This window comes from Pseudoalteromonas shioyasakiensis (assembly GCA_013391845.1).
Taxonomy (GTDB): domain Bacteria; phylum Pseudomonadota; class Gammaproteobacteria; order Enterobacterales; family Alteromonadaceae; genus Pseudoalteromonas; species Pseudoalteromonas apostichopi.
In genome coordinates this window covers 174298-192896 of the sequence record CP058414.1, presented here as the reverse complement: position 1 = coordinate 192896, position 18599 = coordinate 174298, and the positions used below count along the sequence as shown (strand labels likewise).

Annotated in this window: 18 protein-coding genes; 15 read left to right on the top strand and 3 right to left on the bottom strand. The window is 42.2% G+C overall.

The features are described from left to right. Positions 1-60: 60 nt before the first annotated feature. The 3 genes from groL to HYD28_00840 form a co-directional block, all read right to left on the bottom strand. On the bottom strand, positions 61-1707 hold the full coding sequence (groL, locus tag HYD28_00850) for a chaperonin GroEL (GenBank protein ID QLE07637.1): 1647 nt from the start codon (positions 1705-1707) through the stop codon (positions 61-63). A 51-nt stretch (positions 1708-1758) separates the two neighbouring features. After that, entirely contained in the window at positions 1759-2046 is a 288-nt protein-coding gene (locus HYD28_00845) for a co-chaperone GroES (protein ID QLE07636.1), read from the bottom strand. A gap of 143 nt (positions 2047-2189) precedes the next feature. Continuing rightward, positions 2190-2666: an FxsA family protein gene (locus HYD28_00840; GenBank protein ID QLE07635.1), complete on the bottom strand. Its 477-nt coding sequence runs from the start codon at positions 2664-2666 to the stop codon at positions 2190-2192. Between the two features lie 162 nt (positions 2667-2828). Here HYD28_00840 and HYD28_00835 point away from each other — a divergent pair, with 162 nt between their 5' ends. The 15 genes from HYD28_00835 to HYD28_00765 all read left to right on the top strand — a co-directional run bounded on the left by HYD28_00835 (position 2829) and on the right by HYD28_00765 (position 18472). After that, the gene (locus HYD28_00835) at positions 2829-3149 is read left to right on the top strand and encodes a divalent-cation tolerance protein CutA (GenBank protein ID QLE07634.1); all 321 of its coding nucleotides are present in this window, start codon (positions 2829-2831) and stop codon (positions 3147-3149) included. Next, positions 3149-4975: a protein-disulfide reductase DsbD gene (locus HYD28_00830; protein ID QLE07633.1), complete on the top strand. Its 1827-nt coding sequence runs from the start codon at positions 3149-3151 to the stop codon at positions 4973-4975. The genes HYD28_00835 and HYD28_00830 overlap by 1 nt, the downstream gene beginning before the upstream one ends. Positions 4976-5322: 347 nt before the next feature. After that, positions 5323-5775 carry a type II 3-dehydroquinate dehydratase gene (gene aroQ / locus HYD28_00825; protein QLE07632.1) on the top strand — a complete coding sequence of 151 codons (453 nt, stop codon included), beginning with the start codon at positions 5323-5325 and terminating at the stop codon, positions 5773-5775. A gap of 30 nt (positions 5776-5805) precedes the next feature. Continuing rightward, positions 5806-6270, top strand: coding sequence for an acetyl-CoA carboxylase biotin carboxyl carrier protein (locus tag HYD28_00820; protein QLE07631.1), 465 nt, complete (start codon positions 5806-5808; stop codon positions 6268-6270). 23 nt (positions 6271-6293) lie between these two features. After that, on the top strand, positions 6294-7634 hold the full coding sequence (accC, locus tag HYD28_00815; GenBank protein ID QLE07630.1) for an acetyl-CoA carboxylase biotin carboxylase subunit: 1341 nt from the start codon (positions 6294-6296) through the stop codon (positions 7632-7634). Positions 7635-7776: 142 nt separating this feature from the next. Continuing rightward, complete coding sequence (gene tsaE / locus HYD28_00810) at positions 7777-8244, top strand: tRNA (adenosine(37)-N6)-threonylcarbamoyltransferase complex ATPase subunit type 1 TsaE (GenBank protein QLE07629.1); 468 nt, start codon at positions 7777-7779, stop codon at positions 8242-8244. A 36-nt stretch (positions 8245-8280) separates the two neighbouring features. After that, positions 8281-9624, top strand: a complete 1344-nt coding sequence (locus tag HYD28_00805; GenBank protein QLE07628.1) for an N-acetylmuramoyl-L-alanine amidase — start codon at positions 8281-8283, stop codon at positions 9622-9624. 23 nt (positions 9625-9647) lie between these two features. Then, positions 9648-11486 carry a DNA mismatch repair endonuclease MutL gene (gene mutL / locus HYD28_00800; GenBank protein QLE07627.1) on the top strand — a complete coding sequence of 613 codons (1839 nt, stop codon included), beginning with the start codon at positions 9648-9650 and terminating at the stop codon, positions 11484-11486. 15 nt (positions 11487-11501) lie between these two features. After that, entirely contained in the window at positions 11502-12419 is a 918-nt protein-coding gene (miaA, locus tag HYD28_00795; protein ID QLE07626.1) for a tRNA (adenosine(37)-N6)-dimethylallyltransferase MiaA, read from the top strand. 80 nt (positions 12420-12499) lie between these two features. Continuing rightward, entirely contained in the window at positions 12500-12763 is a 264-nt protein-coding gene (gene hfq, locus HYD28_00790) for an RNA chaperone Hfq (GenBank protein QLE07625.1), read from the top strand. A 17-nt stretch (positions 12764-12780) separates the two neighbouring features. Then, on the top strand, positions 12781-14070 hold the full coding sequence (hflX, locus tag HYD28_00785) for a GTPase HflX (protein QLE07624.1): 1290 nt from the start codon (positions 12781-12783) through the stop codon (positions 14068-14070). A 91-nt stretch (positions 14071-14161) separates the two neighbouring features. Next, positions 14162-15328: an FtsH protease activity modulator HflK gene (hflK, locus tag HYD28_00780; protein ID QLE07623.1), complete on the top strand. Its 1167-nt coding sequence runs from the start codon at positions 14162-14164 to the stop codon at positions 15326-15328. 5 nt (positions 15329-15333) lie between these two features. Beyond that, positions 15334-16212, top strand: a complete 879-nt coding sequence (hflC, locus tag HYD28_00775) for a protease modulator HflC (GenBank protein ID QLE07622.1) — start codon at positions 15334-15336, stop codon at positions 16210-16212. Between the two features lie 225 nt (positions 16213-16437). Beyond that, the gene (locus HYD28_00770) at positions 16438-17751 is read left to right on the top strand and encodes an adenylosuccinate synthase (protein ID QLE07621.1); all 1314 of its coding nucleotides are present in this window, start codon (positions 16438-16440) and stop codon (positions 17749-17751) included. A 112-nt stretch (positions 17752-17863) separates the two neighbouring features. Beyond that, a complete protein-coding gene (locus tag HYD28_00765) occupies positions 17864-18472 on the top strand; it encodes a sel1 repeat family protein (protein ID QLE07620.1) in 609 nt (202 codons plus the stop codon). The last annotated feature ends 127 nt before the right edge of the window (positions 18473-18599 follow it).

Genomic DNA, 18599 nt, shown 5'->3' with positions numbered 1-18599 from the left:
ATGAATGCAAAAAACCCAGCCGGAGCTGGGTTTTTTAAGCAAAGTGCTTGGGAGGGATGATTACATCATTCCGCCCATACCACCCATGCCGCCCATGCCGCCCATATCTGGAGCAGCTGGCTCATCTTTCGGGATTTCAGCAACCATTGCTTCAGTTGTGATCATTAGACCTGCGATTGAAGCTGCGTACTGAAGTGCAGAACGCGTTACTTTTGTTGGGTCTAAGATACCCATTTCGATCATGTCGTTGTACTCGCCTGATGCTGCGTTGTAACCGTAGTTACCTTCACCGCCTTTTACTGAGTTAACAACAACTGATGCTTCGTCACCAGCGTTCGTTACGATTTGACGAAGTGGTGCTTCCATTGCACGTAGTGCAACTTTAATACCGTGGCTTTGGTCTTCGTTGTCGCCAGCAAGATCAACAAGTTTGCTTGCTACGCGAACTAGTGCAACACCACCACCTGGTACAACACCTTCTTCAACCGCTGCGCGAGTTGCGTGTAGTGCATCTTCAACGCGGTCTTTTTTCTCTTTCATTTCGATTTCAGTTGCTGCGCCAACTTTGATTACTGCAACACCGCCAGCTAGTTTAGCCATACGCTCTTGTAGTTTCTCTTTATCGTAGTCAGACGTCGCTTCTTCGATTTGTGCTTTGATTTGTGCAACACGACCATTGATGCCGTCTTCTTCGCCTGCACCGTCGATGATTGTTGTATCATCTTTAGTGATTACAACGCGCTTCGCTGTACCCAGGTCTTCGATAGTTGCTTTTTCTAGCTCTAAACCGATTTCTTCAGAAATTACAGTACCACCTGTTAATACAGCGATGTCTTGAAGCATTGCTTTACGACGGTCGCCAAAACCAGGGGCTTTAACTGCAGACACTTTAACGATGCCGCGCATGTTGTTCACTACTAGTGTTGCAAGTGCTTCACCTTCAAGGTCTTCAGCAATGATAAGTAGTGGCTTGCTTGCTTTAGCAACTGCTTCTAGTGTAGGTAGTAGCTCACGGATGTTAGATACTTTTTTGTCTACAAGTAGAATGAATGGGTTGTCTAGCTCTACAGCGCCTTTTTCAGCGTTGTTGATGAAGTATGGAGAAAGGTAACCGCGGTCAAACTGCATACCTTCAACTACGTCTAGTTCGTTTTCTAATGACTGACCTTCTTCAACAGTGATAACGCCTGAGTCACGGCCTACTTTTTCCATTGCTTGTGCAATGATGTCACCGATTTCTTTATCAGAGTTAGCAGAAATAGTACCTACTTGTGCAATTGCTTTAGTGTCTGCACATGGAACAGAAAGTGCTTTAAGCTCTTCAACTGCTGCAGTAACTGCTTTGTCGATACCGCGCTTAAGGTCCATTGGGTTCATACCCGCTGCAACTGCTTTTAAGCCTTCGTTTACGATAGATTGCGCTAATACTGTTGCAGTTGTTGTACCGTCACCTGCAGCGTCATTCGCTTTTGACGCTACTTCTTTAACCATTTGTGCGCCCATGTTTTCGAACTTGTCTTCAAGCTCGATCTCTTTAGCAACAGATACACCGTCTTTAGTGATCACTGGAGCACCGAATGATTTGTCTAATACAACGTTACGGCCTTTAGGACCTAAAGTTACTTTTACTGCGTTTGCTAAAATGTTTACGCCAGTTAGCATTTTGCCACGTGCGTCACCTGCAAAAAGTACTTCTTTTGCTGCCATGATTTAATTCCTCTTAAATTCTGTAAACGGGTTGCTAAACGAAAAGTAGGATTAGCCTACAATGCCTAGAATGTTATCTTCACGCATGATCAGGTACTCTTGACCTTCGATCTTTTCAACTTTTTCAACATAAGAGCCGAACAGCACTGTGTCACCGGCTTTAACTTCTAACGCTCTTACTTCACCGTTGTCTAAAACACGGCCATTACCAACAGCGATAACTTCTCCGCGAGTTGATTTTTCAGCTGCAGAGCCAGTTAATACAATACCGCCAGCAGACTTAGTTTCTTCTTCTAGACGCTTAACGATGACGCGATCATGTAAAGGACGAATGTTCATTTATTTAGTTCTCCTAACAGTTTCTGAACAGTACAGAAAAAATCTTGTGTTATTGCAGGGGAGTGCTTAGCCACCCGCTGCGTTTCATTGCATTCATTAATGGGGGTGGCTTAAAAAAATCCAAGTACAAAAATTAAAAAATTTTAATCTTTTCGCTCAAATTCACCATCAATAGTTGTCGGTTGGTGGTTTGGCTCTTCGTGAGTTGTTGTTTTACTGTGATATTGGAAGTGTGCAGAGCCTTGATTTGTCTGCGAACTCATGCGCACAGTGGCTTGACTGGCAAGGCCTGCAGCTAGCTTGTTTCGTATTGCTGGGGTGAGTAATAAAAAGCCAAAAAAGTCAGTCATAATCCCCGGAGTCATCAATAAAACACCGGCGATAATCACACATAAACCCGTAAACAATTCTTTGGCAGGCATTTGCCCTTGTGCCATTTGTAACTGCACGTTTTGAATCGCACCTATACCTTGTTGCTTAACTAATTTTGCACCGACAATCGCGGTTATAATCACAAGCGCTATGGTGGCAAAGCCACCGATCACTTCACTCACTTGAATGAGTAATGCAATCTCCACAATCGGCACTAAAATAAATAACAAAAACAAAAATCTAAACATAAGGCTCTCTAAAAAATGTCATTCTCTTTCGAGTCAGTGAAATATAAATAGGGGTGAGCAGGTCATTTTTCAAGGTGGAACCTAGGATCGCCTTGCTCGCTACACATTATAGTTACTATCGGCTACTATGGTGCGACTCACGTAATCAAACAAAGGTTCCTTATGACTACGCATTTTCGACTTATTTTTACTACTTGTGCAAATGAGGATGAAGCCCGTCAGTTGGCACAACATCTAGTTAAAGAAAAGCTAGCGGCTTGTGTGAACATTATGCCTACAATTGAATCTATCTACATGTGGGAAGGCGAGATAACTCAAGCTATAGAAAGTAAGTTACTGATCAAAACTAAGTCAGAAAAAATGAATGAAGTGATCCAAACTATCAAGAAATTGCATAGTTATGAGATACCAGAAATTCAGGTCGTTGATGTTGCTACAGGCAATTTAGCCTATTTTAATTGGATGGATGAGGTACTTAATTAATGCGATCGTTCCTTTTATTACTTTGTGCACTGTGGCTTGTGCCGGCAAGTGCAAGTAATAACAATTTACTTGGAAATCTACTGCAGCCCGCAGAGCAAACATTTCTGCCGGTTGAACAGGCCTTTGTTTTCGATTTTGACCAGCAAGGCAAAACCTTATTTATTGGCTGGGATATTGCGCCTGATTATTACCTTTATAAAAAGAAAGTCGAAATAATCGCTAAAGGCGCTGATATTGAAATACCTGATCTTGGTAAAGGGCAAATTATAGAAGATGAGTTTTTTGGTAAGACAGAGGTCTTCTTTGACTCGTTAAGTGTGGTTACTAAGGTCAGTAATGTCACTGAAGGGGCGGTTGTTAAAATTCGTTTTCAAGGCTGTGCCGAGGCGGGGTTATGTTATCCGCCAGAAGTTAGGACCATTCCGTTATCTGTGATTGCAGGTGAGCGAGTATCAGAGACTGCAGATGCGGGGAACGCATTAGCAGCATTAACACAAGCAGCTGATACAAATGAAGCGTCATCAGCGCCTTCTCAAGAAGCATCAAAACCAGCTGGTGAGCAGTCATATACCGATAAACTGGCATCGCAAGGCTTATTGACGAATCTTGTTATTTTCTTTTTAGTCGGTGTTGGTCTTGCTTTTACACCTTGTGTATTTCCAATGTTTCCAATTTTATCGAGTCTTATCGCGGGACAGCAGAATTTATCGACCAAAAAAGCGTTTTCGCTGTCGTTCGTTTACGTACAAGGTATGGCCGTTACGTATGCAGCACTGGGCTTAGTGGTTGCATCATTAGGTGGTCAAGTCCAAGGATATTTGCAGCATCCAACGGTGCTAATCAGCTTTAGTATTTTGTTTGTATTGCTGGCAATGTCGATGTTTGGCTGGTACGAAATCAAATTACCTAGTGGCATGATGAATAAGCTCACTCAGGTTAGTAACCAGCAAAAAGGCGGCAACTATGTTGGCGTATTTATGATGGGTGTACTGTCTGGTTTGATAGCTTCACCGTGTACAACCGCGCCGTTGTCTGCTGCTTTACTCTACGTGGCGCAAAGTGGTGACTACCTAGTGGGTGGTTTAACACTCTATGTACTAAGTTTAGGCATGGGCTTACCACTGTTATTATTGGGTACTTCTGGTGGTAAATTACTGCCAAAAGCCGGTGGTTGGATGGAGCAAGTAAAAACCTTATTCGGTTTTATCATGCTGGTTGTGCCACTTATTCTGCTTGAACGTATTGTTGATATCGAATTCATCTGGTTGATGGCTGGTTTATTAGCACTTGCAACAGCGCTGTATTTACACCACTGGCAAAGTGCGCAATCGCAGGGCAAGCTAAAAACAGCATTGTGGTTTGCTGCAACATTACTTGTTGTGACAGGGGCTAGTTTAACGAAAAATTATTTCTGGCCTAGTAAAGCGGTGGTTGCTGAAGCTGCCGTACAAACACATCGTTTTAAACACGTTGCTAATTTAAGTGAATTGAAAGAAGAAATTGCTGCCGCAAGTAGCGAAGGGCGTTTAGTGATGGTCGATTTATACGCTGATTGGTGTGTTGCGTGTAAAGAGTTTGAACACTACACCTTTCCTGACGCTAAGGTGCAAGAGCAGTTTGCTCACTTTGAGTTAATCCAAATTGATTTAACCGAAAGTGATGCAAAAACTATTGAATTAATGGAAGAGTACACGGTATTCGGTTTACCGAGTATTTTGTTCTTTGATACCCAAGGTAATGAGCTTTTAGAGCAACGTGTAACTGGGTTTTTAAACGCGAAAGACTTTACTGAACATTTAGCAAAAGTAAGAAATACTGCCAAATAAACGCAAACGTGCAGGAAAATAGCAAAACGCCACTCATTAGAGTGGCGTTTTTGTTTCTAGCTAAGAAAAATGCTTTTATTAGCTAAAAATCAGCGCTTTTTCTTGTAAATGTTCAATTACACAACAAGTAAAGACAGTGATTAACTTACTTGAGTGCCTTGTCATGCCTGCATTTGCCGTAAGTAGGTAGTGATTAGACCAGTATTTTGCTGCTATTTACGTCGAAATATCTATAATAGGTGGTTAACGTGAGAAATAGTTGCTATTTTACATCAGCACGCTTAGGTTAAGCGTGGGTTTATGATGAATATGGTTAAACTGCTTACTTATAGGATATATCGCGTATTATGGCTGCAAAATTCAAACTTTTAGTTCTAAATGGGCCAAATTTAAACATGCTTGGCAAGCGTGAACCAGAAAAGTACGGCACTCAATCTCTTGATGAGATTATAGCTGAACTTAGTCAGGTTGCTGCAGGTCTCAATGTTGATTTAACGCATTTCCAAAGTAACAGTGAAGCTGCATTAATAGAGCGCATTCACGATGCATGGCAAGAGGTTGATGCAATTATTATTAACCCTGCTGCATTTACGCATACAAGCGTAGCCTTACGGGATGCATTACTCAGTGTAAACATTCCCTTTTACGAGGTGCATTTAACTAATGTGCATGCTCGCGAAGCATTCCGTCATCATTCGTATTTTTCGGATGTGGCACAAGGCGTCATTATTGGATTAGGAGCAATGGGTTATAAGGTGGCACTAGAAGCTGCAGTTAACCAATTGCAAAACACACATTAATTTTTAAATAACTAACAGGCGGGTCGTTCAATGGATATTCGCAAGATCAAAAAACTTATCGAACTAGTAGAAGAATCTGGTATTGCTGAATTAGAAATCACTGAAGGTGAAGAGTCAGTACGCATCAATCGTAACAACATGGCTGCAGCACCTGCAATGCAATATGCTCCACAACAGTTTGCAGCACCTGCGCCTGCAGCGGCGCCAGCTCCAGTAGCAGATGCTCCTGCAGCAGAAGCGGCTGCTCCAGCTGCACCGACTGGTCACCAAGTTAAATCACCTATGGTTGGTTCATTCTACTCAGCGGCTTCTCCAGAAGCAGCACCTTATGTAGAAGTAGGTTCTAAAGTAAATGTTGGCGACACGTTATGTATCGTTGAAGCAATGAAAATGATGAACCAAATCGAATCTGATAAAGCAGGCACAGTAAAAGCTATCTTAGTTGAAAATGGCGAGCCAGTAGAATTCGATCAACCTTTATTCATCATTGAATAATAGCGCAACAAAAGGCCAACTCTATGTTAGATAAAGTAGTCATTGCAAACCGAGGTGAAATTGCACTTCGCGTACTGCGCGCCTGCAAAGAGCTTGGGATCAAAACTGTTGCTGTGCATTCAACGGCAGACCGTGATCTTAAGCACGTGTTACTGGCAGATGAAACAATTTGTATTGGTAAACCATCAGCGACTGAAAGTTACTTAGATATTCCGCGCATTATTGCAGCGGCAGAAGTAACAGACGCAGTTGCTATCCACCCAGGTTATGGTTTCCTTTCTGAAAATGCAGACTTTGCAGATCAAGTTGAGCAAAGTGGCTTTGTGTTTATCGGTCCTAAAGGCGACACGATTCGCTTAATGGGTGATAAAGTTTCTGCAATCGAAGCGATGCGTAAAGCAGGTGTACCTTGTGTACCTGGTTCAGATGGTCCATTAACGGCAGACAGCGAACGCAACATTCAAATCGCAAAACGTATTGGTTACCCTGTAATTATTAAAGCAGCAGGCGGCGGCGGCGGTCGTGGTATGCGTGTTGTTCGCAGCGAAAAAGAACTAATCGATTCAATCGCTCTTACTCAGCAAGAAGCAAAGCAGTTCTTCGGTAATGGTATGGTTTACATGGAAAAATTCCTTGAAAACCCACGTCATATCGAAGTTCAAGTACTTGCTGACGGTCAAGGCAATGCAGTTCACTTAGGTGAGCGTGATTGTTCAATGCAACGTCGTCACCAAAAAGTTGTTGAAGAAGCGCCAGCGCCAGGTATCACAGCTGAAATGCGTAAGTTCATCGGTGACCGTTGTACTCGTGCATGTATCGAAATTGGTTATCGTGGTGCAGGTACGTTCGAGTTCTTATACGAAAACGGCGAGTTCTATTTCATCGAAATGAATACTCGTATTCAGGTTGAGCACCCAGTAACAGAAATGGTAACTGGCGTTGACTTAATCAAAGAACAGCTAAAAATTGCAGCTGGCCAGCCATTATCATTCACACAAGAAGATGTGGTTATTCGTGGTCATGCAATTGAGTGCCGTATTAATGCTGAAGACCCAGAAACCTTTATTCCATCACCAGGTAAAATCACGCGATTCCACCCTGCTGGCGGTTTAGGTATTCGTTGGGACAGTCATATCTATGCAGATTACACCGTACCACCTCATTACGATTCAATGATTGGTAAGCTGATCTGTTACGGTGAAAACCGTGATGTAGCCATTGCTCGTTCACGCAATGCGTTAAACGAATTAGTGATTGACGGTATCAAGACCAACACACCACTACACAAGAAAATCTTGGCAGATGAGAACTTCCAAAACGGTGGTACAAACATCCACTACCTTGAGAAGAAGCTAGGTCTGTAAACAAAATTCTGTTTAAGCTAAAAAGCCGGCAACTTTGCCGGCTTTTTTTTGTCAAATTAGGCATAAGAGCGGCTCTCGCCTTACAAAAATATTCTGGTATGATTAATAAAGTAATGTGTTTTTAGTTTTTCATGAGGTAATAATGACCGACAGTGTTGGTTTTCCACTCGCTGATGAAGCGGCAACGGTTAATATGGGTAAGCAACTTGCAGCCTTAATGGAGCAAGGAGCAGTCATCTATTTACATGGTGAATTAGGTGCCGGTAAAACGACATTAACCCGTGGTATCGTGCAAGGTTTCGGTCATCAAGGTAAGGTTAAGAGTCCAACTTATACACTGGTCGAGCCTTACCAATTAACTAAAGCTGATGTCTATCACTTTGATTTATATCGCTTAGGTGATCCTGAAGAACTTGAATATATGGGTATTCGTGACTATTTTTCACCACAGGCTATTTGTGTTGTGGAATGGCCCGAAAAAGGCGGCGAATTTATTCCAACACCGGATCTTGATATCACCCTGCGCTATGAAGGCGAGGCGCGTGCTATTTTAATTAACAGCTTAACCGACCGTGGTCAGGCAATTGTTCAGCAACTTAAGAGCGCGTAAGAATAAACATATAAAAATAAAGGTGTATTAGTAAAAATGGCTCGTTGTACATTTAAACTATTAACTATATTGATGTTTTTGTTTGTGAGCCAAGTTGCGCTTGCACAAAATACGATTAATAGCGTACGTGTGTGGCCCTCACCTGACAGCACTCGTGTGGTCTTTGACTTAAACGATAAGCCTGATTTTAGCTACTTCATGTTGAAGAACCCAGCTCGTTTAGTGATTGACTTAAAAAATACAGACAAACTAGATAGCTTGCCTGCTATTCCTAAAAAGCATCAGATCGTTTCAAAACTGCGTTATTCAAAACCAAAAGATAGCAAGAGTGTGCGTTTTGTTTTTGAACTAGCTCGTGCCAGTAAACCAGTCGTGTTTGCTTTATTACCGACCGATCCATATAAACACCGTTTAGTGGTTGACCTTGTGGATAAAACGCCGAAGGCAGAACCAGTTGCTTCAACCAATACCAGTGTTAAAAAGCGTGAGCTTCATCAAGAACGCGATATCGTCATTGCGATTGACGCAGGCCATGGTGGTGAAGACCCGGGCTCAATTGGTCCGTCAGGCACGTATGAAAAAGATATCACGCTGCAAATAGCGAAGCGCCTGGAGCGAATGATAGATGCTGAAAAAGGCATGATTTCGCGCATGGTTCGCCGTAGTGACTACTTTGTCAATTTAAACACCCGTACTAGCATTGCTCGAAAGAAAAAAGCAGACTTCTTTGTGTCGATTCATGCTGACGCATTTACCAGCCCGCAGCCAAACGGTGCTTCTGTCTGGGTGCTATCACTGCGTCGCGCTAATTCTGAAATTGGTAAATGGATTGAGGATAAAGAAAAACACTCAGAGCTTTTAGGTGGTGCTGCTGGTGTGTTAAAAGATACTGCTAGCGAAAAATATTTAGCACAAGCACTGCTAGATATGTCGATGGATCACTCAATGAAAACAGGTTTTAGTGTTGCGGAAGAAGTGGTTAGCGAATTAAGAAAAGTTGCTAAAATGCATAAGAAGCGTCCACAAGCGGCGAGTCTTGCAGTATTAAAATCACCGGATATTCCGTCTATTTTGGTAGAAACAGGGTTTATTTCGAACCCGCGCGAAGAGCGAATGCTAAAAACGGCGCAGCATCAGGAGCGTTTAGCAAAAGCAATTTTCACTTCGATTAAAAATTACTATATGCAAAACCCGCCAGATGACTCGTTATTTGCTAAGTTAAAAGCGCAGTTTCCGACTAAACATAAAGTACGTCCCGGTGAGTCGTTAAGTATTTTGGCAAGCAGATACAACACCTCTGTTAGTAAGCTAAAAACGGCCAACAAGTTAAAATCGAATACCTTGTTTATTGGTCAAGAGCTTGATATTCCTCAAAGCTAGTCAATTTTCGTGTTAGGAACACTATGAGCATAGAAATACTACCCGCGCGATTGGCTAACCAAATTGCTGCGGGTGAGGTGGTTGAACGCCCCGCATCTGTTGTTAAAGAGCTAGTCGAAAACAGTTTAGATGCCGGCGCAACGCGCATTCAAATCGATATTGAGCGCGGTGGTCATAAGCTGATTCGCATTCGCGATAATGGTTCGGGCATTAATAAAGATGAGCTGACATTAGCTTTGTCGCGCCATGCTACAAGTAAACTTAAGTCACTTGATGATTTAGAGAACATCTGTTCACTGGGTTTTCGTGGTGAAGCACTCGCTTCTATTAGCTCAGTATCACGGCTAACTTTGAGTTCAAAACCAAAACAACAAGAAGCCGCATGGCAAGCGTTTGCTGAAGGACGCGATATGGCGGTGCAAATCAAGCCAACTGCACATCCCGATGGCACCACCATTGAGGTAAAAGACTTATTTTTTAATACCCCTGCGCGGCGAAAGTTTCTTCGCACCGAGAAAACTGAGTTTTCACATATCGATGAGCTAATAAAGCGTATCGCGTTGAGTCGCTTTGATGTATCTATTACTCTTACACACAACGGCAAAGTTGTGCGTCAATACCGTGCAAAGCCAAACCCTGAGCACGCAATAACACGTGTAGCGCAAGTTGCTGGTAAGGCGTTCAGTGAGCAGGGTTTGCATATTCAATCAGGTGAAGCAGGCTTGATGCTACGAGGCTGGGTATTACCAGTGGGTTCAGCAAATAGCACTCAATATACCTATGTCAATAATCGCATGATGCGCGATAAACTCATTTTGCATGCGATTCGCCAAGCTTTTGAAGAAGTTGCTGGATCAGAAGAGCTTCCAGGATTTGTAATTTATATTGATATTGATCCACGCCAGGTCGATGTTAATGTGCACCCGGCTAAACATGAAGTACGGTTTCATCAAGGTCGCTTAGTACATGATTTTATTCTGCAGGCAATAAAACAAGTTGTAGTGCCGCTTCAGCATGAAGCCGGTTTTACCGAACATAATGAAACTGCTTTTCAACATGCTTCGTTTGATGAGACAAACCTAAGCAGCACGCAGCCAAGTTTGAATCAATCAGTGCCAGCAGAGCAGTATGATTACCCCAAATCTGAATTACAACCGACACGTTTAACAAGTTATTCTGGTACAACAGGTCGTTCTGGAGGTGGTTTTGGTAGCGACAGCCAAGGGCGCAGTAAAACATCGCATCAAGATGTGAATGCTTTTTATCAAGGGATCAGTGAGCAACATGCCGCGCATTTTGACCAAGTACGCCCTGAACCAAGCATTGCAGCACCGGTTGCTGAGCAAGCTAAGCTTGCCAAACTCATTCACGTACGAGAAGGTGAATGCGTATTTAGTGAAGATAACCAGCTATTTGCTGCGCACTTTAAGTATGCTTTAGCACTCGACTGGCAAGTGCAAGTAGAACAAGCTGGCAGCCTTGATGGCAAAGCTTTGTTGTTGCCTGTGCGAGTGAATGCAAGTGCTGATGACATTAGCGCCTTAAATGCTCAGCAGTCGTGGTTTACCTTACTCGGTTTTGATTTGGTTATTGAAAAGCAATTTGTGATGGTTAAAAGGCTCCCGCCTTGTGTGTATTTACTTGATGTGAGTCATGCTATTGAGTGCCTGATTAGCGGCTGCAAATCATCGCTAAGTTCACTGGATAAATGGCTAGAATGGTTAACACAGCAAATTCCAAAACGCTATTACGCAAGTCAAGCCTTTATGGAGCAAGTGACTCGGTTAGAAAATAATCCACAAACTATGCAACGTTTACGTCAAAAAGCAGTTAAAATAGATCTATCTCAGTTTTTAAACTAAGCAAGGTATTTAGGCTTGAATAACTTACCCGTCATTTTTTTAATGGGACCAACCGCTGCAGGGAAAACAGACTTAGCAATTTCGCTGTGTGAGCATTTAAACACAGAAGTAATCAGTGTTGATTCAGCATTAGTCTATAAAGATATGGATATCGGCACTGCAAAACCAAATGCAGAAGAGCTAGCTCGTGCGCCGCATCATTTGATCGATATTATTGACCCAGCAGATAGTTATTCAGTAGCAGATTTTCGCCGTGATGCCATTGAAAAGATTGATCTATTTCATAAGCAAGGTAAAGTACCTGTATTGGTTGGCGGTACAATGATGTATTTTAAGTCGCTTATTGATGGCTTATCACCGCTACCAGAGGCATCACCTGAAGTACGTGCCGAGCTTGAAAAAGAAGCAAAGCAGTTAGGCTGGCCACATTTGCATAAAGAGCTTGTGAAAATTGATCCTGATGCAGCACAAAAAATAAGCGAAAATGATTCGCAACGAATTAATCGCGCATTGGAAGTGTATCGTATAACAGGGAAAACAATGACTGAGCTGCAAAAACAAAAACAGCCTGAGCTTCCTTATACTTTCCATCAATTTGCCATTGCGCCTGATGATCGCAGTGAATTACATCAGCGAATTGAGAAAAGGTTCAAAATAATGCTCGATCAGGGGTTTGAAAATGAAGTTTCATCCCTATATAAACGTAAGGATTTACACCCTGACCTGCCTTCGATTCGTTGTGTGGGTTATAGACAAATGTGGGATTACATTGCTGGCGAAATTGACTATGATGAAATGGTCTTTCGCGGTATTGCAGCCACACGGCAGTTAGCCAAGAGACAACTGACTTGGTTAAGAGGTTGGCCTGATGTAACTTGGTTGACTTCGGGTGATGAAGAAAACTTGCAACGTGTAGTAAGTTCGCTAAGCTAGTAGTAGCTGAAAGTTTTTTAGCTTTGTTAAATTAGTTCAGCTACTTAATTATAATAACACCTAGAACGAAGGAAAATAACATGGCAAAAGGCCAGTCGTTACAAGACCCATTTTTAAATGCGTTACGTCGTGAGCGCATTCCAGTATCAATCTTTTTGGTTAATGGCATTAAATTGCAGGGTAAAATCCAGTCATTTGACCAATTTGTTATTTTACTTGAAAACACCGTTAATCAAATGGTGTATAAACACGCTATTTCAACTGTTGTTCCAGCGCGTTCTGTTAACTTCCAAGGTGTTCAAGGAAGTGATGATTCAGAAGAGCAAGAACCTGGAAATTTTTAAACTTAGGAGCGTAATGCTTGTTTGACCGTTATGAAGCCGGCGAACAGGCAGTTTTAGTTCATATCGACTTACCTAAAGAGGGGGATCGTGAAGATCTCCACGAATTAGAGTTGTTGGTATCTTCTGCTGGTGTTAGTAGTTTGGCGATTGTGCAAGGCAGTCGTCAAGCACCACATCCGAAACTTTTCGTCGGGACCGGAAAAGCAGAAGAAATCGCTGAAACTGTCAAAATCCACAATGCAGATGTCATCATTTTCAACCATCAACTTAGCCCGTCACAGGAGCGCAACTTAGAACGCGTTTGCCAGTGTCGTGTTCTTGATCGTACGAGTTTGATCCTAGATATTTTTGCGCAGCGAGCGCGTACTCACGAAGGTAAACTTCAGGTTGAGTTAGCTCAGTTACGCCATATTTCTACTCGATTGATCCGTGGTTGGACCCACCTTGAAAGACAAAAAGGGGGGATAGGTTTACGTGGTCCGGGTGAAACCCAGCTCGAAACCGATAGACGATTATTGCGCGCAAGAATTAAAAATATTCGTGCCCGTTTAGATAAAGTCGCTGTTCAACGTGAGCAGGGTAGGCGTGCACGAACGCGAAATGAAATTCCAACGGTTTCACTAGTTGGTTATACCAATGCTGGTAAATCAACGTTATTTAACCGCATTACAGATTCTGATGTGTATGCAGCCGACCAGTTATTCGCAACCCTAGATCCAACCTTACGTAAGTTGGATATTGGTGATATAGGTCCGGTTATTTTAGCTGATACGGTAGGTTTTATACGTCACTTACCGCATGACCTTGTTGCAGCGTTTAAAGCAACCTTAACAGAAACCCGTGAAGCTGATTTGCAGCTACATGTTATTGATGTGGCAGACCCTCGTCGAAAAGAAAATATTGAGCAAGTACAGTCTGTTTTAAAAGAAATTGAAGCAGATGAAGTGCCTCAGTTATTGGTTTATAACAAAATAGATGCACTAGATGACGTTGCGCCACGTATAGATAGAAACGATGAAGGTCAACCGGTACGAGTTTGGTTATCTGCGCGAACAGGCGTAGGCTGTGAGCTACTGTCTGAGGCAATTAATGAGTTACTTGCCAAGAAGATGTTTGCTGATGAACTAAAATTAGCACCACAATATGGTCGTATTCGTGCAGCATTATTTAACTTAAACGCAGTTCATCAAGAGAGTTTCGATGAACAAGGAAACTGGTTACTATCGGTACGCTTACCAATGGCAGACTGGAATCGCTTGAAAAAAGAGATGGGACAAGAGCTCGACTCTTTCGTAGTGACTAATTAAAAATCACCGGCATTTGTCTTTTTTAGTATGAGAAACGCTGTAGATTTGATAGATTTAACCTAATTCATTTAGATAACAATGGAGTATAGCTATGGCCTGGAATGAACCGGGTAATAATGGCAATGATAAAGATCCGTGGAATAATAAAGGCGGAAAAGATCAAGGCCCACCTGATTTAGACGAGGTAATGCGTAAGTTCGGCAACAAGTTTGGCGGTTTATTTGGTGGTAATAAACCAGGTAAAAGCGGCGGCGGACTTGGCGGCGCAGGCATTTCTTTCATCCTCATTATTGCCATCATCGTATGGGCATTAAGTGGTATTTACACGGTAAAAGAAGCTGAGCGCGGTATTGTTTTACAGTTTGGACAATATGACCGTATTGCAGAGCCTGGCTTACGTTGGAAAATGACTTTCATTGAACGTGTGATTCCGGTTGATATAGAAGCGGTTCGCTCTCTATCTGCAAAAGGCTTCATGCTAACCGAAGACGAAAACGTGGTTAATGTAGAGTTTGAAGTACAGTACCGTGTTATCGATCCACACCTTTACAAGTTCAGTGTTACTGATGCTGACCACAGCTTACAACAAGCGCTTGATAGTGCACTACGTTATGTTATTGGCCATGTAAAAATGGACCAAGTGTTAACGACTGGTCGTGAGTTAGTGCGTCAACAAACGTGGGATGAGCTTAACAAAATCATCGAGCCTTACAATCTAGGTATTATTGTGAGCGATGTGAACTTTAAAGATTCACGTCCGCCGGGTGAAGTAAAAGATGCCTTTGATGACGCTATCGCTGCACAAGAAGATGAAGAGCGTTTCATCCGTGAAGCCGAAGCGTACGCTCGTGAAATTGAACCTCGTGCTCGTGGTCAAGTAACACGTATGACACAAGAAGCCGAAGCATACCGTGAACGTATTACACTTGAAGCACAAGGTGAAGTGGCTCGATTTGAAAAGCTATTACCAGAGTATCAAGCGGCAAAAGAAGTTACACGTAATCGCTTATATATTGATGCAATGGAAGAAGTGCTAAGTAACAGCTCTAAAGTGTTAGTTGATGTGAAAGGTGGTAACAATATGCTGTATTTACCACTTGATAAAATCATGGAAAAGCAAGGTACAGCGACACGTGTTGCATTACCAAGCTCAAGTGATATTAAAGATCTTCGCAACAAAATAAACACTTCACGTAACAGTACGGTAAATTCAAGTAATGACCGTTTCGCAACTGACCGTTTCAATGAGGGGAGATAAGCAAGATGAAAAATTTTAGTTTAGTAATACTTGCCCTTGCAGTTGTGCTGTCTTTCTCTTCGATTTTTGTTGTACAAGAAGGCGAGAAGGCAATCGTTCTGTTATTCAGCAAAGTTGAAAAAGATAGTAATGACAACGCGGTGGTATATGGTCCAGGATTACACTTAAAAGTGCCTTTCTTTAGCCAAGTACGTCGTTTAGATGCACGTATTCAAACGCTAGATGGTGCACCAGATCGCTTTGTAACAAGTGAGAAAAAAGATTTAATCGTTGATTCATATGTAAAATGGCGAATTAATGACTTTAGTGCTTTTTATCTTCGTGCTCGTGGTGATAAGCAATATGCAGAAACACTACTAAAGCAAAAAGTGAATAATGGCCTGCGTACTAACTTTGGTTCTCGTACTATCAGAGAAATTGTCTCAGGTGAGCGTAGTGAACTGATGGAAGAAGCATTAGTACAAGCTTCTGAAAGTGCACAAGAGCTAGGCATTGAAGTACTTGATGTGCGTGTAAAGCAAATTAACTTACCGCAAGAAGTGAGTAGCTCAATCTTCCAACGTATGCGAGCTGAGCGTACTGCGGTAGCTAAAGAGCACCGTTCTGAAGGTCAAGAAAAAGCTGAAACGATTCGTGCCGAAGTGGACCGTCGAGTCACAGTTATGCTTGCAGATGCTGAGCGTAATGCGCGTACTGTTCGTGGTCAAGGTGATGCAGATGCCGCTGCTATTTACGCGAATGCCTATAGCAAAGATGCAGAATTCTTTGGTTTTGTGCGTAGCCTAGAAGCGTATAAGAAGACTTTCAAAGATAAACAAGACGTGATGGTGCTTTCACCAGATAGCGACTTCTTTAATTATATGAAAGGTACAAAAGCACAGTAATTAAAATTTGTGTGATGAAAAGCCCTGCATTTTGTAGGGCTTTTTTGTTTCTGTGAATGATTAATTTTCATCCTCAACTTTTTTATAAACCTCTGTTCTGCCTGTAGTTGTTGAATTATTAAAGAAGGTAAAAATTCAGGCGCAGAAAAAATAAGCTAAACGGGGTGATCTTTCACCTCGTTTTCTGATAAAATCTCGTCCTAATTTTTTCTAAGTGAATTTGCAATGGGTAAAAACGTTGTTGTACTAGGCACCCAATGGGGTGACGAAGGTAAGGGTAAGGTAGTTGACCTCCTTACAGACAAAGCATCTTTAGTAGTTCGTTATCAAGGTGGTCATAACGCAGGCCATACTCTGGTAATCAACGGTGAAAAGACGGTTTTACACCTTATTCCATCGGGTGTATTACGTGACAATGTTAAGTGTGTGATCGGTAATGGTGTTGTTTTATCACCAGAAGCATTAATGAAAGAAATCGGCATGCTAGAAGAGCGTGGCGTACCAGTACGTGAGCGCTTATTAATCAGCGAAGCATGCCCATTAATTTTACCTTTCCACATTGCATTAGATTTAGCCCGTGAAAAAGCACGTGGCGATAAGCCAATTGGTACTACAGGTCGTGGTATCGGTCCAGCTTATGAAGATAAAGTAGCACGTCGTGGTTTACGTGTAGGTGACCTATTCAACCCTGAACAGTTTGCTAGCAAGCTTAAAGAAGTATTGGAATACCATAACTTCACATTAGAGCATTACTACAAAGCTGAACCAGTTGACTTCCAAAAGACATTTGACGATGCAATGGCTATCGCAGATATCTTAAAAGCAATGGTTGTTGATGTTACTGAGCTTCTTGATCAAACTCGTTTAGCTGGTGATAACATCTTATTTGAAGGTGCACAAGGTACATTACTTGATATCGACCATGGTACATACCCGTACGTAACATCATCAAATACGACTGCTGGTGGTGTAGCAACTGGTGCTGGTTTTGGTCCACTACACCTTGATTACGTATTAGGTATTATCAAAGCATACACGACACGTGTAGGTTCAGGTCCTTTCCCTACAGAGCTTTATGACGGTCTTGATAAACAAGATCCAGTTGGTAAGCACTTAGGTGATAAAGGCCATGAGTTCGGTGCAACGACAGGTCGTTTACGCCGTACAGGTTGGTTAGATGCAGTAGCAATGCGCCGTGCAGTTCAAATCAACAGCATCTCAGGCTTCTGTTTAACTAAACTAGATGTATTAGACGGTTTAGAAACATTAAAAATCTGTACTGGTTACCAGTTAGAAGATGGCACTGTAACGAACGTTACACCATTAGCTGCTGAAGGTTACGAGAAAGTAACGCCAGTATACGAAGAAATGCCTGGCTGGTCTGAAAACACAGTAGGTGTAACGTCAGTTGATCAATTACCACAAGCGGCACTTGATTACATTAAACGTATTGAAGAAATCACTGGTGTTCCAGTTGATATTATCTCTACAGGTCCTGACCGTGTAGAGACGATGGTATTACGCAACCCGTTTGCATAATTGCCATAGTGACTAAAAAAGCTGCTTCGGCAGCTTTTTTTGTGCCTAAAATTCACTCTGGAATGATAATTGTATATTATTTGCTAAGACCGATTTTTTTTAAGTGATTTTGATGCGTGTTTTATTGCCTTTAACATTACTCTTTTCCAGCCTGAGCATGGCTGAAGAGCCCATTGCAGCAGTACCTCTGTACTCAGAGAGCGAGTTAATTGGCTTGATCAATAAAAATGCACACCTAGCACGTGTAAAGGCAGATGATTGCCAGTTAGTACAAGATATCGAAGCACGAGCCAATAAAATGGCACTACCATCGTATCAGTTCTTGTATGGTGATATGTTAGCTTATGCGGTGTGTGTAGACCGCAATGTAGAATTAGGGGTTTATTATATGCGTCAGGCCGCTCAACAAGGGCTAAGCGCTGCATTAGAGCAACTTGGCCGCTACTATGATACAGGACGGCTCGTACAGCAAGATAAAGCCATGGCGGTAACCTATCTGCGTGAAGCGTCTGCGCAAGGCAACTTAAAAGCGCAAATGCGTTTAGTAAATCTGTTTAACCAAGGTTATGGCAGTCCACGTGATTATGAAGATGCCTACCGTTGGTTATTTCATTCAATGGTTGCTGATAAAGCTACTCACAAAAAAATCGAAAACTTACTAGCGAAGCTTGCCGAAAAGATGCCAGATAGCGTCGTTGAGCGTGCGCGTTTACCTATGTAGAAACATACAAATAAAAAGGCCAACTGATGCTGGCCTCTTGTTATACCAATCCGCAATAATACTTAATCATTTTGAGGGATTAAACCTGTCGCTACCTGCGTTAAAAATTTCTCATTTAGAACAACTA

Excerpts from the sequence above, each read along its gene's own strand:
- aroQ (QLE07632.1), top strand. The coding sequence starts at position 5,323 with ATGGCTGCAAAATTCAAACTTTTAGTTCTAAATGGGCCAAATTTAAAC.
- HYD28_00820 (QLE07631.1), top strand. The coding sequence starts at position 5,806 with ATGGATATTCGCAAGATCAAAAAACTTATCGAACTAGTAGAAGAATCT.
- hfq (QLE07625.1), top strand. The coding sequence starts at position 12,500 with ATGGCAAAAGGCCAGTCGTTACAAGACCCATTTTTAAATGCGTTACGT.
- tsaE (QLE07629.1), top strand. The coding sequence starts at position 7,777 with ATGACCGACAGTGTTGGTTTTCCACTCGCTGATGAAGCGGCAACGGTT.
- hflC (QLE07622.1), top strand. The coding sequence starts at position 15,334 with ATGAAAAATTTTAGTTTAGTAATACTTGCCCTTGCAGTTGTGCTGTCT.
- groL (QLE07637.1), bottom strand. The coding sequence starts at position 1,707 with ATGGCAGCAAAAGAAGTACTTTTTGCAGGTGACGCACGTGGCAAAATG.
- HYD28_00845 (QLE07636.1), bottom strand. The coding sequence starts at position 2,046 with ATGAACATTCGTCCTTTACATGATCGCGTCATCGTTAAGCGTCTAGAA.
- HYD28_00830 (QLE07633.1), top strand. The coding sequence starts at position 3,149 with ATGCGATCGTTCCTTTTATTACTTTGTGCACTGTGGCTTGTGCCGGCA.
- accC (QLE07630.1), top strand. The coding sequence starts at position 6,294 with ATGTTAGATAAAGTAGTCATTGCAAACCGAGGTGAAATTGCACTTCGC.
- hflK (QLE07623.1), top strand. The coding sequence starts at position 14,162 with ATGGCCTGGAATGAACCGGGTAATAATGGCAATGATAAAGATCCGTGG.
- HYD28_00765 (QLE07620.1), top strand. The coding sequence starts at position 17,864 with ATGCGTGTTTTATTGCCTTTAACATTACTCTTTTCCAGCCTGAGCATG.
- HYD28_00805 (QLE07628.1), top strand. The coding sequence starts at position 8,281 with ATGGCTCGTTGTACATTTAAACTATTAACTATATTGATGTTTTTGTTT.
- HYD28_00770 (QLE07621.1), top strand. The coding sequence starts at position 16,438 with ATGGGTAAAAACGTTGTTGTACTAGGCACCCAATGGGGTGACGAAGGT.
- mutL (QLE07627.1), top strand. The coding sequence starts at position 9,648 with ATGAGCATAGAAATACTACCCGCGCGATTGGCTAACCAAATTGCTGCG.
- HYD28_00835 (QLE07634.1), top strand. The coding sequence starts at position 2,829 with ATGACTACGCATTTTCGACTTATTTTTACTACTTGTGCAAATGAGGAT.
- HYD28_00840 (QLE07635.1), bottom strand. The coding sequence starts at position 2,666 with ATGTTTAGATTTTTGTTTTTGTTATTTATTTTAGTGCCGATTGTGGAG.